Origin of the sequence: Fusicatenibacter saccharivorans, from assembly GCF_027667425.1 — a bacterium.
GTDB lineage: Bacteria > Bacillota > Clostridia > Lachnospirales > Lachnospiraceae > Fusicatenibacter > Fusicatenibacter saccharivorans.
In genome coordinates this window covers 23073-38968 of record NZ_JAQEGR010000024.1, presented here as the reverse complement: position 1 = coordinate 38968, position 15896 = coordinate 23073, and the positions used below count along the sequence as shown (strand labels likewise).

Here is a 15896-nt window from a genome sequence, read left to right as displayed (position 1 = left end):
TCAAAATTCTCTTGACTGTTTATAGTTTGTCACCTCATTTCTAATTATTGCTGTTGCTTCTGGAAATAGAAAAAGCCGCCACTTCAAAATCATAAAGTGACGGCCCTTTCTAATGCCGGAATCTCTAAAACAAAAAAGCACCCAGTTATTTGTTACTGAGTGCCTGCATTAGAATCGTATTTAATTGTTCAGATTTGGTCAGATTATGCCAAACCCTCCAGCGAAAAATCCGGTGTCTGAGAGTGCCAAAATCACCCTCAAAAATACCCCCGAAATTGCTCTCTGGTTGTCCTATTTTTTAACCACTAAGGCCGTTTTTTGACCCCATTTTTGCCGGTTGCCCTATATTTAACCACTAAAAATTGGGTGAAAACGGCTCTCGTTTGGTCAAATGAGGTCAAACTATATCAGCCCGTTTAGATATAGCAAAAGCCCGGAAAACCTTGGCTTAACAGTGATAAGGAACTAATTTACTTATCAACTGTTAGCTGACGGTTTCCGGGGTGCATACGGACAAATCCCGTCTGATTTCTAACAGGAAGTCAGACGGGATTTTCGCTTTATATTTCGAATTATGGAAGACATACCATGAAAACCTTAATATCTTGTGCTTACACTATGGATAATTGCTGTGTGGAACTGAAATTCAGGGACGGCAGAATGATTGCGATTGACACTATCGCTGTTGAGAACGAGATTGCAGACAATATGTATCAGCGGTCAGAGTTGGATTATTTGATCTACAATGACCCGATAGCATATGCTGACTTGATATTGAATGGCGATCCCGAAACCTATCTGAAAACTGTAACAGAATACAAGCCTTTGGATAGCTGACAACACGCTGCCCGCAGGAGAAAATCCTGCGGGCGTTTTTCTGTTTATTTATTTATTTTCCTCCGTTGGATCTCAATTTTGGAAAGAAGATGACTATCTTAAAGCCCTTTCCCCACTGGGAAGCAGCTTCCAGACGAAGGTTTAGATCGTCAGCCATCTTCTTAACCAGGTAAAGCCCTATACCGGTAGCTTTCTTTCTGCTGTCAGTAGAATCCCCGGTAAAGCCCTTTTGAAAAATATACGGCAGATCATATTTTTTTACACCGATGCCGTTATCCTCAACTGAAAGGACATCTGCGGTCTCCGAATGTATCATAGAGATCGTTAGCATGGGACTATCGCTGCTATATTTTATGGCATTGCTCACGATCTGTCCCAACATAAACTGAAGCCCTCTACGGTCTGTATAGACTGTTTCAGATTGCAGTTTATTGAGAATTACAAACTGCTTTTCTTCCAGAAGTGGGGCATAGTCCTCCAGAACTTCCCCCAAGCACTGATTCAAATTGATATCCTCAAACTGATAATCCTTTGTACTGCTCTTTAACCGGGCATAGTATAACATTTGAGTGACATCCTCCTGAAGCTGACTGCGGACATAATCCAGCTTTGCTTGCAGGGGAGGAGATATTTCGTCGCTCCGATTATCCAGGAGCATGGTCAACAACGATAGGGGCGTTTTCGCTTCATGTGCCCAGCCCTCCACATATTCTTCATAGTCCTGTAGGGCATCTGCCATACTGTTACTCTCAGTTTTGTGTTCCTGTAAAACTGATGCCAGAAGCCGGATAGATTCTCCTTCTTCCCGGCTGATGGCACTGAGCAGCCGTTCCTCGTTGCAGATGGTAGGATCACTGAGGAAATCCCGGAACAGCTCTCGGCGGGTAGTCTCCCGCTTGTTTAGTACAAACAGAATCACTGAAAACAAAAGGAGGCTTGTCAGAACTACTAACCCAATCAAGGTTTGAAATGCCTGAATGTCAGAAATCCAAAGAATGATAGCACAAAAGCAATCCACGCCCAACAGCAACAATAGCCAGGGGTAGTATCGCTCTGTTATGCGCCAAAGCTGCTTCATGGAGCCACCCCCGTTTCCAGACGATAGCCCATCCCACGAACCGCAACGATTCGCTGCTTCATCTCAAGACCGGACATCGTCTTTTTCAGCCTGGTCAGATTAACCTGCAAGGCATTTTCGTCTATGTATTCCGTGGTTCCCCATAGTGCTATGCAAAGTTGCTCCGTCGTGACCAGAGCATCGCCGCCGGACAAAAGAGCAACCAACAGTTTTCCCTGATTTTTTGGAAGCACGACAGAGGTATTATGAATATAAAGCGTGTAGGTCTGCTGGTCTAACAGGAAATCTGGTCCCTCTATGAGATTGGTACGGCCTTCATACCTTTTGAGAATATTGGATACCCTGGCAAGAAGTCGATCTTTTCTGCACGGCTTCGTCAAATATTCATCGGCACCCAAGTGGAACGCTTGCAGTTCATCCTTTACCTGATCTCTGGAAGTTAGTACCAGGACGGGGATAGCGGTTTTATTCTTTAGTTCCTGGCAGATTTGAAAGCCACTGATCTCCGGCAAATTCAGGTCTAAGATCACAAGGTCAGGACGGAGGGCTGCCAGGAGCCGAGCGGCATCTTCAAACTCGGTGATTGCCTCCGCAAGATACCCGTCCTTTTGGAGCATATTGCAGAGTTCTTCCCGCATATAGACTTCATCTTCCACAACAGCAATTCTTTTCACGACAGCACCTCCTTCCAAATTATTCTTCTCTCTGTGGCTGCATCAGTGTCAGCAAATACCGATCGCTGGAGCGCTTGACCACTCTCATATAAATATATTCTATCACGCAAAGCAGCAAAATCATAGCAGCAGATACAAACATCATTTCAGCCACTGTCCCACGGGTTCGGGACGAGAGTATCCCTGTAAATAACGCCCTGACTCCAAACAAACTGCTGACAGCCGCAACCAATACAGGAAGTCCCATAAACCAGGTAATTTGCTTTCCAGCAGACTGGCAAAGGGTTTCGTAAGTAGCTCCCAGGCGGATCAGAGTCTGGTATCTGCGCCCGGTTTTCTGCTGACTCATCAGGAACTGAACACCCACGATGGTGTTGGCAACTACCAGGAAAACAATCGCAAGATAGAGGGTAATATAACTGGATGCTATGGTGTAGAAAAGCTGACGACCCATATTCTGAAGATAGCTTTCATATTCAATGTCAATTTCGTCCAGCTTCTCGTTCAAATCCAAATATGCAGTCATAAGGCTATTTCCATTCAGAGCTTGCTCACTGAGCACCGCATTGACATAGGTATCATACATTCCCTGACTATAATATAGGAATGCTTCATCCGGAAGAATCAATGCAAAGGACAAGGTTATAGAACGGTCCGTGACCAAATTCACAGACTGAACCTCTCCTGTAAGATGAATCGGACTACCATCCAGTTCCACCTTGGGCTGCCCGGCCAATACTTGGTTCAGCATTGCGGTACGGCTTGCCGTAGTAAACTCTGTATCAATATAGACAGTGGCCTCCTTTTCGCCTAATTGGAGAGCCGGATTGCCGGACAATTCCAACAAACGATTATAGTCCGATAAACAAATCAAATATGGGTATGTGGCATAACCAAGATTGTTCAGAAGGACATCCCGGTCTTCCGACTGGGGCAGGCTCCGAAGAGAGTCCATAACAGCGTCCATGCTGTAGGCATTATCATAATCTTCTGTGGTGCGAATACGCCCAACCCTCATTTCAAAAAGCTCTGAAAATTGATTTTCCAAACTGTTTTCTTTCAGGACTGCCTTTATATTCGGAAGAACCTGCGATGAATCTTCTGCAGTATGATCTTCAAAAGTATAGTCGATTACATGGCCAGAAGACAGGTTATTCGTTCCTGCAATTCCTACGCCCGCACCAAAACAACACAGCGCCGCCAGAATCAGCAGGGAGCTGATGGCCATGGAGTTTGACTGATGAATGACATTCTCCTGAATCTGCCGGAAGGTAAATACATGAAGCTGCTTATTTCCTTTTCCTTTCTTAACAATCAAAGCAATCAGCGCACGCATCCCATAGAAAAGCAGCATCGTACCAACTATGCCCAACAGCAAAGTCAGTCCCATCATACTTACCTTTGTCCATGCAATTCCCTGAATCGCCATGTAGTAAGCCACTGCCAACATCACACTTCCGCATATAGCAGCCAGTCCATAGATAACAGATGGCATTTGCTTTTTGGGGCGGTTCGTTGGCTGGGATAGCAAAGTACCGATCTCCTGGCGGCTGATTCGTCCACTCAAAATCAGAAGTGCCGTCAGCTTAATTGCCAGAAATCCTGCCAGCGTCCATTCAATCGCAGACCAGGATAAAGAAAACTGATGACCGATGATCCCCATGCCTACCAGCTTGGCGGTGACAAGACTGACAATTTCTGAAAGCACCACAGCCACAGGTAAGCCTATGAGCATGGCAAGAATACTGGTCAGGAAATCTTCCGCCAGAAGCATACCAAACAGTTTACTTCTACGCATCCCCAACATTAGATAAACACCAAACTCATGCCGTCTGCGCTCGAACTGATACTTGCAGGCAAAATAGATCAAAAAGAACAGAATACCGAGGGTCATCCCATAAAACGCAGGAATCAGAAGCAGGAGTTTGTCAACTGCGTCACTCTCCATTTTCTGCAAAAAGAGCATCACATCTTGAGTGGAGATGGAAAGAATCATGTAAAAGGCAACAATAGAAATCACCAGGGAGCTGAAAAACAGACCGTTTTCCTTTCGGCTGCGGCGGCTGTTCCGAAGAATGAGATTAGAGAACATTTGCGCTGCCCCCTCCCAGTTGCGCCATCACCTTCAGGATGCGCCCGTAGAACTCCTGCTGGCTTTCGTCTCCACGCCGAAGCTCATGAAAGATCACGCCATCCTGGATGAACAGGATGCGCTTACAGAAGCTGGCGGCATTGGAATCATGGGTTACCATCAGGATCGTAGCTTGTTCGTCACGATTCAGGCCGGACAGCTTCTCCATAAGACTTCTTGCGTTCTTAGAATCCAGCGCACCCGTCGGTTCATCGGCAAGGATCATTTGGGGATGTAAGATCAGAGCCCTTGCTGCCGCAACACGCTGACGCTGGCCGCCGGACATCTTGGACGGAAACTTATCCAGAACATCAGTGATTTCCAGATAGTCAGCCAACTGCTTCAGCCGCTGGCTGCTTTCTGCTTCGGATACCCCATGCAAGGAAGTCGGGAGCAGGATGTTTTCCCTGCCAGTCAGGTTGTCCAGCAATTCAAAGTTCTGGAATAGATAACCAACTTTTTTGCCACGGTACTCTGCAAGAGCCTTTCCCTTGAGGGATTGCAGAGTATCGCCTTCCACCTGAATGCTCCCACCGGTGGGCTGAATCACAGTTGCAATACAGTTGAGAAGCGTGGATTTACCGGAACCACTGCTTCCCATAATGCCGAGAAACTCTCCCGGCATCACCTGGAAGGTGATCCCATTCAGTGCCTTTGTTTGACTTGGCACATTGCCATAGATTTTTGTTAAATTTTCAATATTCAAAATGGGTTTCATGTGAATACCTCCTATCATTTGTAATAAAATGATAGCATGGGAACACAGCAAATACCACTTACAGTTGTTGTAAGGATTCAGGATATAAGTGGCGGCTCAAGGGGGACGAGCATATATTTTTTAAGAGCATCAGGCGACAATGATAAAATATACCGGATCGCCTCATTGGCAAACCAGTTCGTTTTAATTGTATCCCAATCAGCAAGCCGAATGATTTCTGCTGTGCCGTTCTCAAAATCAACTGATATTTCGCCCCATTCGCCGTCGCAGTCTGCCTGGTATTCGTAGATTGCGGCGGTGATTTTCTTTTTGCGCTTGGTTTTGGATTTCTGTTTCAGCCGGACTGCATGGATAGCACCCTCGGCAACCAGAAGCTCTGTCAGCTTATCCATCGCTTTCCGGTAAGCCCGCTCTGCACCGCTGGCTGTGCTTCCCTCAAACATAACCGCCAGGTCTTCAAAGGTGGGGCGGTTCTTCCATGAGCCAACACGCCCACAGGTCATGCAAATTGCTAACCGTTTTTCGAGCAAGGTCTGCTCCCGGTAATTCAGTTTCTCAAATGCCCGTTGCACCTTTTCTGCCTGTATGCCGTTCCAGAGGATGTCGGTATAGTTCCAACTATCGTCAAGGGCGACATCTTCGCCAGTTTCCTCGCCGTCCTCGTCTGTCACATAGAATGGCTGCTGATTGCGGATACCTCGGACAACTTTCAGATATTCTTCGGCAAGAGCAAGATCACAGTTGTATTTCTTGGAAAACTCGTTGACCGCATCCTTGGTATTGTGGTACAGCCAAGCCATTGACCGCACCATTTTGTAATTAGTCAGAGAGGATACCGACCATTTTTCTTCGCCCATGCGGAAACGGAGCATAGCATCCCGGATGAACGGAAAAATGTATGTAGCATACTCCGCACCCTTGGCAGGATCATAGTCCATCAGCTTTTGGAGCATTTGCTCCCGGCAGGACAGTTTTATATCCAGAAAACGGTCTGTATCGTACAAATCGCCGCCATCCACACCAAGAAAGCTCTTGATGCGCTTATTAAGCTGCGGCTCGTAGTGATGTAGAAAGAACGAAAAATGTAGCAAATTCTTTTCATGCAAAGCAGACAGGATATATTCGTTCAGATTGCCCACTGATGGCGGCTCCGGTTCCAGTTGGAAGATGCGCTCTGCCACATAGGGAATGATGCCGTCACCGTGCGGATTGACTTGGTATTTTGGTATGTATCCGGTCATATTCCATGTAAAATCATTCAGCATAGCGCACCTCCCTTCTGTATGCCATTCTGTTTTATGAAATGTATTCCATGATTATGGAGTTCAAAATATTATACAATGATTCTACGCACATCAGCTTTACTACGCCGTTATGGTCACTTAAAATCGTACCATCTTCGGAATAATAGAACCGTATCGTCTTCCAACTATCTATTGTGTATTTTATCGTGATGCTGCAATACCTATCAGTTCCACGAGCGGGTTCATAATTAATTGAAAAATAGATTCGGTCATAAGTTCCGCTATAGAGATAATGGCTGGCATTGTTTTCAACATTTACGGATGTATAATCAATGCCATCCTTTGAATTTTTACGGTATTCATCGTAGAGTTTTTGAATCAGCTCAAAATCAGGGTATGTATTCAGTAATTCTTCTAACGCCTTTATATAATACTGACTAAAGGAATTTACAATTAGCCGATTCTTTTCTTTTATCTCCAAGAGTTCTAAATTCCGTTTCTCTTGATATACTCGTACTCGATACTGTTCTTCTTCCCCTGGCGTCATATTGCCCTCTGCAATGAAGTTCTCAATCTGTCCAATCAAACTTGAATATGCGCAGCGCTCATCAGGAGCAATATTCAAACATGATGCAATAATTGTATTAGCAACAATCATATCAGCATTTCCGGGAAAACGCTTGGTCAAATCATATTCATCAACAAACCAGAAGTTTGAAGGCATAAAGTCCTCCGGCTCACCATTGATCATACACCAAAGAACTTTACCCAAAGAAAATATATCTCCTTTTTCAGTTACTTCCTCTACACGACCTGTTTCGTATTCTGGGGCAATATACATCCTGGGACCAACTGCCATAGTTTCCGGTGTCAGTCGTTCGCTCCCATCGTTAAGAAAACACGTTCCAAAATCTGTAAGATACAGTGTGTATTCATCACCTTTTTTCAAAAACAAGATATTATCCGGCTTTATATCTCTGTGATACAAGGGCGGATTTCCGGTTGAAAGTGTATAGAGTGCTTTGATGACCGGCAAAAGCAGTTCAAATGCTAATTTAACATTCCCTTTGGTAACTTCGAGTATATCGTATACCGAACCGTCATATTTTTTCATTTCAACATAAGATTCAGCAATTTTATCCTCGTTAATATAAACATCCGTCACCTCAACAACATTGGGAATTGGATTCTTGCATAATTCCTGAAATACAGCAAGTTCTCGTTTGAAGCGTGCGACTTTTTCAACGGTAGACGTATTTCGAAGGTATTTTCTCGCAGTTCCGGTTTCAGTATCGAATACCACATCACCATTACCGCCTTTAACATCAGCTTTTCGTGCCATGTATTATCTCCTTGTCATTTTTTGTTGTAAGCTTCCTTTTTCAAGGCAGCCTGTCCCATTTCCTTTTCATAATCGCCCTTGGCATAAGCAACATTGCTCAAGGCCCGGAGCATTTTATCTTTCGCCAGTTTCTTCATAACCTCTGCAAGATCAGCGTCCAGAGTACCACGCTTCACATAGCGGTTTATGGTGTTCAGCCGCTTCTCATAAATCTGTTTCAGCGGATGATCGTCCGCAAGCTCCCGCTGTTCTCTGCCTTTCAGATTGCCGATCTGCCGGCAAGTGCGGTGCAGCTTATCTCCCGGTGCATAACCGCCGCAGTATTTGGTGTGCCTTGCGTTGGTGGTCAGAAACCATTTGCCGCAGATCCGGCATTTTTTCGGTGCATGACCAACACACAAGCCCTCAAAGAGATCAGAACGGAACATTCCCACAAAGGATACATAGTGCATCCGTTTGACGAGCTTCGCCACATCCTCGCCGGGACGGACAGTTGTCACATACTGAATAGAGTTGTTCGCAACAGACATCCAGGCATTGCCCTCCGTGATAGAAAACTCCGGCGGGAAATAGCTGCCGAACATTTTTGCAAAGCCCTCTGCGGTACGGTCTGCTTCGTTGCTGTCTGATTTTTCCGCAAAATCAAGCACTGCGGTTTGGTATTCCCTAAGAGAATATGCCAAATGTCCGAATACAGCGGTATAACGTTGGAGCATCGCCGCATCAGCATATTTCGGAACTTCTTCAAACGGTAAAGAATTGGTTGCAGCTTTTGTAGCAAACTCCACATATTTTTGTGCGCTGTCCGCAGTAAAAACCTTTTCTATCCGTTCCCGGTGCTTTGGTATATCCATATAGGAGAACGGCGGCGTTTTGCTGAGAATCTCTAACATTGTCAATGCAGCTTCCCTTGCCATAGGAAAGAGTGCAGAAGCGTCCTGTCCGGCGTTCAGCATTCCAAGCAGTAGATTAATTTTCTGGCATTGTTCATTCATTTTGGCAAGAGTATCCGCCGAAACATTCAGCGCATCACAGGCAAGAGTGCCGATAGGAAGTGCTTTGTCCTCATATATGATTGTATCCTGCCAAAAATCCAATGTCATCAATTCTTGATTCATGCTTGCTCTCCTGTCCTGTTTTTTCATTTCTTTCATTATATCATGCAAATGTGAAGAAATCTACATCCTCCGAAAAGCTGTCCTGTTTTTTGAAATGGGGTTGTCCACCGATTAGCCTGTTTTTTGAAAAATCCGGCATAACAATAGTAGACGGAGCGAAGCACCTGCCAATCACGGCGGGTGTTTCGTGCTTTCTGAATACTATGAACGGAGGTTTTCTATGACAATCTATGAAACCATCAAGGTGGCAATCAGCGTAAAGCAAGCCGCCGAACACTACGGGCTGAAAGTCAACCGAAACGGCATGGCTTGCTGCCCGTTCCACAATGACAGGCATCCGAGCATGAGGCTGAATGAGGATTATTTCTTCTGCTTTGGCTGCGGAGTCAAGGGGGATGTGATCGACTTCGTGGCAAGGTCGTTCGATCTGAGCAGCTATGAAGCAGCACAAAAGCTGGCTTCGGATTTTGGGCTTGACCCGAAACCGCCCACTTCCGCAGCTATGCTCAAGCCCAAACGTCCCTATATCCGTCAGTTTCGGGAGGACGAAATGCTGTGCTTCCGGGTGCTGATGGATTATCTGCATCTGCTGGAAGATTGGAAAGTGCGATATGCACCGAAAACACCGGACGATGATCTGGATGACCGTTTTGTGGAAGCCTGCCAGATGATTGATTATATCGAATATCTGGCAGATATTTTGACAGTCGGTGATTTAGAAGAACGGGTTGCCGTGGTGGACGAGCTAATGAAGGAGAGCAAGATTGCTTTCCTTCGGAACTATGTGGCACGGAAACGAAAGGAGGGGTTGTCCCATGGGGAAGAAAGGTAAAATGCCGGATATGAATCTGCCGATCTGGTTTGACGGGCAGAACATCAATGAAGCTCTGTTCTGTGAAGAATTTCTGCGTGAGCGCAGAATCATCTTCGCAAACGGAGCTTTTTTTACGCCCGATGGTCGGGTAACAGACGATCTCCCTCTCCGGGGTGAGATTTACGACAAGCTGAAATTCTGTGCCGTGAACAACATCCCCCGGAAGATCACCAATATTCTGGAGGTGCTGAAACTGGAAGCACAAGTGCCTGACTTTCCTCCGGAGCAGGATCGGATTCATGTTGCCAACGGTACGCTGCTGCAGAACGGAACATTCACTGAGGGCAGACCTGCTATCGTGCGGAGCCGTCTGCCTGTTGCCTACAATCCCGATGCTCCTGCTCCTGTGGTCTGGCTGAACTTTCTGGATGACCTGCTTCATACAGAGGACATTCCCACTTTGCAGGAGTTTATCGGCTACTGCCTGATTCCCTCCAACAAAGGACAGCGCATGATGGTGATTAAGGGCAACGGCGGCGAGGGTAAATCCCAAATCGGTGCGGTGCTTTCGGCAATCTTTGGCATGAATATGAAAGACGGCAGCATCGGAAAGATTTCCGAAAACCGCTTTGCCCGTGCCGATCTGGAACATATCCTCTTGTGCGTGGATGATGATATGCGGATGGAAGCTCTGCGCCAGACCAACTATGTGAAATCCATCGTGACAGCACAGGGCAAGATGGATTTGGAACGCAAGGGCAAGCAGAGTTATCAGGGCTGGATGTTCGCCCGGCTGCTTGCGTTCAGCAACGGTGATTTGCAAGCTCTTTATGATCGCAGTGACGGATTTTATCGCAGACAGCTTGTGCTGACCACCAAGGAAAAGCCTGTGGATAGAGCTGATGATCCTGACCTTGCGGAGAAGATGAAAGCCGAAGCCGAGGGCATCTTCCTGTGGGCATTGGAGGGATTGCAGCGGCTTGTTGCCAACAACTTCAAATTCACAGAGAGTGACCGTATCCGGGAAAACCGGGAAGCGGTCAAGCGTGACAATAATAATATCTTTGATTTCATGGAATCGGAGGGATACATCCGGTGCAAAGCGGATGCGTCCATCAGCTCCAAGGATTTCTATGAAATCTACCGGATGTGGTGCGAAGAAAATTCCCTTGCACCGCTGAAAGCCCGCAGCTTCAGCGACGCCATGATTGCCAATGCCGGGAGATTCAATCTGGAACATTGCAACAACATCACCAACTCTGCCGGACGGCGGGTGTGGGGATTTATGGGTGTGGAAGCTGTGGCAAGACCTCATATAAATGGGTTTTACGATGTTTCGTCATGTACGTACGTACCGGAGGAATGGCGGGATTGATTTTGCCAGTCATGCTCTGTACGTATGTACGCAGCATTTACCCCTGTTTTCTCCCATTATAGGAAACAACGGCTTTCAGAGACAACCTGTTTTCGGGTATTGAAAATCAATGGCAATGGAAACAGCAAAGTTTTTGACCGCAGGACGAAGCTATTTCACGAAATCGTGCTTCTCTGAACCGTGTACCCTGTTCACGGAACAATAGATGTTTTCATTTTTCCAGACCAAATCACACGAAACAGTAAAGCGGGATATGGTCATATATGGACAGGACATCACAAGCAAAATTCTGAACGGATTTCAGAGATTGCAGATTTTTCACTGTTCGGTGTATCTGTTCCGTTTTGGGGTGCAGAGATTGTACCGAACCACAAACAGAATTATGAAGGATTTTTCAATATGAATGTACGCAATGAAATCAAGGCACAGATCATCCGTGCTGGGATGACCATGCAGGAAGTTGTTGACCTGCTCTCGGACGAGTACGGATGGAGCGACAGCGTTTCCAACCTGTCCGCAAAATTACAGCGGGAAAGCATCCGATACAAGGAAGTATTGGAGCTTGCCGATGTGCTGGGATGCGACATTGTATGGCAGCAAAGACGGGAGAAGTGATGCCCCCGGCAACAGCCCCTCGCATCTCCCGTCCCCATAGGCACACCGCAGTGCTGCCTATGGATGGCAGTGAAAGACGCTGCCAACGTCTGCAAGAAACGTTCCGCAGAACAGCTTCATGCAGACGGGCTGACCATGGGAAAAGTTGCAGACATTTTGCCTTGGTCAGCAGAGGTCACCGCAGTGACCGCATACCCCCTCGGGAGAGCCCACGGCACTTTGCAGCCAGAATGGATGAAAGTGTTATAGTGGGTTATTACACTTCCGCAGAAGTGCATCCCCGCAGCCCCGCCCGTCTGCTACTCTCGAAAGAAAGGAAAAAACCTATGGCAAGAAACGATGGAATTGACCGTACCTTTGCCCGTAACCAGGACTTGCCCACCCTCGACGATGTGGCGAAAGTTCAGGAGCATAACGAGCGAGAAAAAGACAGCTACTCCAATCAAGATATTGATACCACCCAGACCCACCGCAATGTCCACTTCAAGAAACCTACCGACAGCTATGCCGCCATGTTCGATCAGATGATTGCAGATGGTGTTATCTCCACCCGTGGTCTGAAAGCCGATGCGGTGAAATATGGGGAGCTGCTGTTTGATGTAAACTCTGCCTACTTCCACAACCACGGCGGCTATGAATATGCCAAACAGTTCTATGCCGATGCCTACAAAGCCGCCGTGGAGATTGTGGGCGGCGAGCAGTATATCCTCTCCGCTGTGATGCACGCCGATGAGCGCAACCGGGCAATGTCCGAAGCCCTGGGCGAGGATGTGTATCACTACCACCTCCATGTGGTTTATATCCCGGTGGTGGAAAAGCAAATCCTGTGGTCGAAGCGGTGCAAGGATGAATTCCTCCGGGGAACGGTAAAAGAAACGATCACACAGGTCAGCCGCAGTAAGAAATGGGAATCCAAACCCGTTCTCAATGAAGATGGCAATCCGATGTTGAACGCAAAAGGGAAAAAGATTTTGAAGTCGTCCTACAGTGTGCTGCAGGATGACTTTTTTAATTTCATGCGAGCCGCCGGATATACCGATGTGGAGCGTGGAGAGCGTGGCAGTACCGAGGAACATCTGACGGTGACACAGTTCAAGGTACAGGCCGAACAGCACCGCCTGGAAACTGTGACCGGACAGGTGGAACAGGCCGAGCAGAGTTTGGCGGATGCCAAGGCTGCTACGGAGAAGCAGAAAAAGAAACTGGAAGCTCTGCAAAAGGAAACCAAGGCAGCAAAGACCATTGCGCTGACGGTGCAGGATATTGAGGAAATGGGCAAGAAAAATGCCCTCACCGGAAATGTCTCGCTCACGCCGGATCAGTGCGATACACTCAAACGCTATGCGGTCAACGGCATTATTGCCAATGCTGACAATAAGCGTTTGAAAGAGAAACTGGCTTCTGCTGAAAAAACAATTTCCATCTGGAAACAGCGGTATGAAGCAGTAAACGAAAAATATATGGAACTGAAACAGAAAGCCCAGCCTTTCTTGGATGCGATAGAGATTGCGTCTGAAAGGGTTTGGGCTTTTGTTCATGCCATTCTCGCCAGAGGAAAGGAAACACAGGAACATAAGCACCCTGCCCGTAAGCGTAGGCAGGATATGGAAATTTAAGAAAGGAACTATTTGCCTATGAATAAAACCGTAGAGGAAATTAACAAGATGATTATGGAAGATGCCCCGATGGAAGAAATCAATGATGCCATCGGCTATATTGATATTTACTCCTGCTTCGACCCGATTTTTGAGCCGCCCATTGATTTTTTGGAAGAATGCCGCAAGCATTGGGAAACAGCGCAGTCTTCTTTCCGCAAAACCATTGAGCGTAAGATCGGGAACACATGGTATGTGATTGAAACAGAATGTGACGGGAATGAGCCGCTTGCCGACAAGGTAAAACGGCTCATTTTTTCTGACAAGGGGGTGATTTGTTAATGACTGCGACACAAAAGCATGATATAATTCCAGTATGCACAACGGTACTGTCGGCTGACCAACAACCGAAGGAGGATATTATGTTGGATCAGCAGAAAATTACCATTCTCTACTGTCGTTTGAGCAATGAGGATGCCCAAGATGGAGAGAGTAACAGTATCGCAAATCAGCGAGAGTATTTAACCCGATATGCCCGTAACCACGGGTATACAAACCTGAAAATTCTGGTGGATGACGGTTATACGGGGACGAACTTTGTTGAGGTAAGATAACGTAACCTTTTTTGCAGAGGGCGTTATCTTACCTCTTTTTGATGTATGTTAGATAGCATAACTCTTTACGTCGGCTCCTATCTGTCTGAAATAGGAGATACTTTCGGTAGGCTTGTCGCCCGTATCAACTCTGCCGACAAAGCTATAAAAGATTTCGATTTTGCGGGTGTTCGTTTCCTTATCCAGTTCGTGAATAAGAATACGGTCAATAAATTCATGGACGTTTTCGTAGGTCAGTTCGGTAATGGCGGTGTATCTGCGTACCAGTGCGACAAACCTTTTCACGTCCGCGCTGCGCTCGGTGGCGTTGTCGATTTCCTGTGACAGCTCCGCAATCCTCCGGGTCAGCGTCTTTTTTTCTTCATCATAGCCGGAAGTCAGAAAAGCAAACTGTTCATCAGAAAGTTTCCCTAAAGCGTTGTCCTCGTAGAGCTTGCGGAATAAGATGTTCAGCTCGCTAATGCGGCTCTGCGCCTTGTCAAGCTCTTTCCGCTGCTGTGTCAGCGTCTTTTGTACTGCCTTTGCGCTGCACTCGTTGGCGGTTTCGATAAACTCCTGTTCATGCTCTTTCACATAGGACAGCACCCTCTGTAAATCAGCAAGGACAAGTTCTTTAAGGACGCTCTTTCGGATATAATGGGTAGTGCAAAGCTCGCCAGTCCTTATCCTGTTTCGGTACTTTCCGCAAGTGTAGGCGTGTTTGCGTTCCAGTGTCCCGGCTCCCTGTTGCAGATACATTTTATAGCCGCAATCCCCACAAAAGAGAAGTCCCGAAAAAATGTCAATTTCATCAACCTTTGTAGGGCGGTGTTTGGTAGCAATCCGTTTCTGTGCAAGGTCAAAGGTTTCTTCGTCAATCAAAGGTTCGTGCGTGTTGGGGAAAAAGTATTGCTTTTCCTCCGGGTTCTTTTTCGTCTTTTTCGATTTGTAAGATACCTTATAGCTCTTGCCCGTAATGGTATGCCCCAAATATTCTTTGCGTCCAAGAATATCATACAGTGTCTTATCCGGCCAGTTATAAATACAGGTCGGGTGCGGGCGCGGGTGGCGGCAACTGCCGGAACGACGGTAGCGCAGTTCTGAAACAGTAAGTACCTCATGTTCCCGTAGCCAGTTCTGGATTTCGCAGATACGGTCGCCGCGCACATACATAGCGAAAATCTGTTTTACAATGTGCGCCGTTTCCGGGTCGGGCAATAGATGATTGCGGTCGTTTGGGTCGGCTATGTAACCATACGGCACTTCGCCGTTGACACGCTCGCCTTTCTGTGCCTTTGCCTGTTTAACAGCCCGGATTTTCTTTGAGGTGTCGCGGGCGTAAAACTCGTTGAACCAGTTCCGCAGAGGGGTAAACTCGTTATCTTCCCTCGCTGTGTCTACACCGTCGTTAATGGCAATGTAGCGCACTTCATATTCGGGGAAAACAATCTCTATCAGTTCGCCGGTTTTCAGATAATTGCGTCCCAGACGGGAAAGGTCTTTTGTTATGACGGTCGCCACGTTCCCGGCTTCAACCTCATGCAGCATGGCTTGAAGCCCCTCACGCTCGAAACTCACGCCGGAAAATCCGTCGTCTACAAAAAAGCGCGTATTGAAAAAGTGGTGTTCGTCAGCGTACTTTTGTAAAATCAGCTTTTGGTTCTGTATGCTCTCGCTTTCCCCGGCCTGCATATCTTCCTGGCTCAATCTGCAATATAAAGCGGTAATCTTGTCTGTCTGTAACATTTTGTCCTCCTTTCCG

At 46.8% G+C, this 15896-nt stretch carries 15 protein-coding genes; 7 read left to right on the top strand and 8 right to left on the bottom strand.

All coding sequences use genetic code 11. From position 1 onward, the window contains the following. Window positions 1-588 precede the first annotated feature (588 nt). The gene (locus tag PGS38_RS16435; RefSeq protein WP_085531192.1) at window positions 589-837 is read left to right on the top strand and encodes a DUF6061 family protein; all 249 of its coding nucleotides are present in this window, start codon (window positions 589-591) and stop codon (window positions 835-837) included. 52 nt (window positions 838-889) lie between these two features. On the opposite strand, the gene PGS38_RS16430 is transcribed toward PGS38_RS16435, so the two are convergent. From PGS38_RS16430 to PGS38_RS16400, 7 genes are all read right to left on the bottom strand, one after another. After that, window positions 890-1915: a sensor histidine kinase gene (locus PGS38_RS16430; protein WP_117522843.1), complete on the bottom strand. Its 1026-nt coding sequence runs from the start codon at window positions 1913-1915 to the stop codon at window positions 890-892. After that, entirely contained in the window at window positions 1912-2589 is a 678-nt protein-coding gene (locus PGS38_RS16425) for a response regulator transcription factor (RefSeq protein WP_033121503.1), read from the bottom strand. Before PGS38_RS16425 ends, PGS38_RS16430 begins: the two co-directional genes overlap by 4 nt. Window positions 2590-2608: 19 nt before the next feature. Continuing rightward, window positions 2609-4681 carry an ABC transporter permease gene (locus tag PGS38_RS16420; RefSeq protein WP_118144834.1) on the bottom strand — a complete coding sequence of 691 codons (2073 nt, stop codon included), beginning with the start codon at window positions 4679-4681 and terminating at the stop codon, window positions 2609-2611. Beyond that, window positions 4671-5438 carry an ABC transporter ATP-binding protein gene (locus PGS38_RS16415; protein WP_033121505.1) on the bottom strand — a complete coding sequence of 256 codons (768 nt, stop codon included), beginning with the start codon at window positions 5436-5438 and terminating at the stop codon, window positions 4671-4673. Before PGS38_RS16415 ends, PGS38_RS16420 begins: the two co-directional genes overlap by 11 nt. Window positions 5439-5515: 77 nt before the next feature. Continuing rightward, window positions 5516-6703: a sigma-70 family RNA polymerase sigma factor gene (locus tag PGS38_RS16410; RefSeq protein ID WP_117522845.1), complete on the bottom strand. Its 1188-nt coding sequence runs from the start codon at window positions 6701-6703 to the stop codon at window positions 5516-5518. Between the two features lie 31 nt (window positions 6704-6734). Beyond that, window positions 6735-8024 carry a protein kinase family protein gene (locus tag PGS38_RS16405; protein WP_117522846.1) on the bottom strand — a complete coding sequence of 430 codons (1290 nt, stop codon included), beginning with the start codon at window positions 8022-8024 and terminating at the stop codon, window positions 6735-6737. A 14-nt stretch (window positions 8025-8038) separates the two neighbouring features. Then, a complete protein-coding gene (locus PGS38_RS16400) occupies window positions 8039-9142 on the bottom strand; it encodes a DUF6076 domain-containing protein (protein WP_117522886.1) in 1104 nt (367 codons plus the stop codon). A 220-nt stretch (window positions 9143-9362) separates the two neighbouring features. Between PGS38_RS16400 and PGS38_RS16395 the strand changes: the two genes are divergently transcribed. From PGS38_RS16395 to PGS38_RS16370, 6 genes are all read left to right on the top strand, one after another. Beyond that, window positions 9363-9974, top strand: coding sequence for a CHC2 zinc finger domain-containing protein (locus PGS38_RS16395; RefSeq protein ID WP_117522847.1), 612 nt, complete (start codon window positions 9363-9365; stop codon window positions 9972-9974). Next, the gene (locus tag PGS38_RS16390) at window positions 9958-11331 is read left to right on the top strand and encodes a DNA primase family protein (protein WP_227143262.1); all 1374 of its coding nucleotides are present in this window, start codon (window positions 9958-9960) and stop codon (window positions 11329-11331) included. The genes PGS38_RS16395 and PGS38_RS16390 overlap by 17 nt, the downstream gene beginning before the upstream one ends. 399 nt (window positions 11332-11730) lie before the next feature. Further along, on the top strand, window positions 11731-11946 hold the full coding sequence (locus PGS38_RS16385) for a phosphoribosylglycinamide formyltransferase (protein WP_109258817.1): 216 nt from the start codon (window positions 11731-11733) through the stop codon (window positions 11944-11946). 326 nt (window positions 11947-12272) lie between these two features. Beyond that, entirely contained in the window at window positions 12273-13562 is a 1290-nt protein-coding gene (locus tag PGS38_RS16380) for a plasmid recombination protein (protein ID WP_117788320.1), read from the top strand. Window positions 13563-13580: 18 nt separating this feature from the next. Continuing rightward, complete coding sequence (locus PGS38_RS16375; protein WP_085531218.1) at window positions 13581-13883, top strand: hypothetical protein; 303 nt, start codon at window positions 13581-13583, stop codon at window positions 13881-13883. Between the two features lie 80 nt (window positions 13884-13963). Beyond that, window positions 13964-14155: a recombinase family protein gene (locus tag PGS38_RS16370; protein ID WP_118594704.1), complete on the top strand. Its 192-nt coding sequence runs from the start codon at window positions 13964-13966 to the stop codon at window positions 14153-14155. A 48-nt stretch (window positions 14156-14203) separates the two neighbouring features. On the opposite strand, the gene PGS38_RS16365 is transcribed toward PGS38_RS16370, so the two are convergent. Beyond that, window positions 14204-15880: a recombinase family protein gene (locus PGS38_RS16365; RefSeq protein ID WP_009447114.1), complete on the bottom strand. Its 1677-nt coding sequence runs from the start codon at window positions 15878-15880 to the stop codon at window positions 14204-14206. Window positions 15881-15896: the final 16 nt, after the last annotated feature.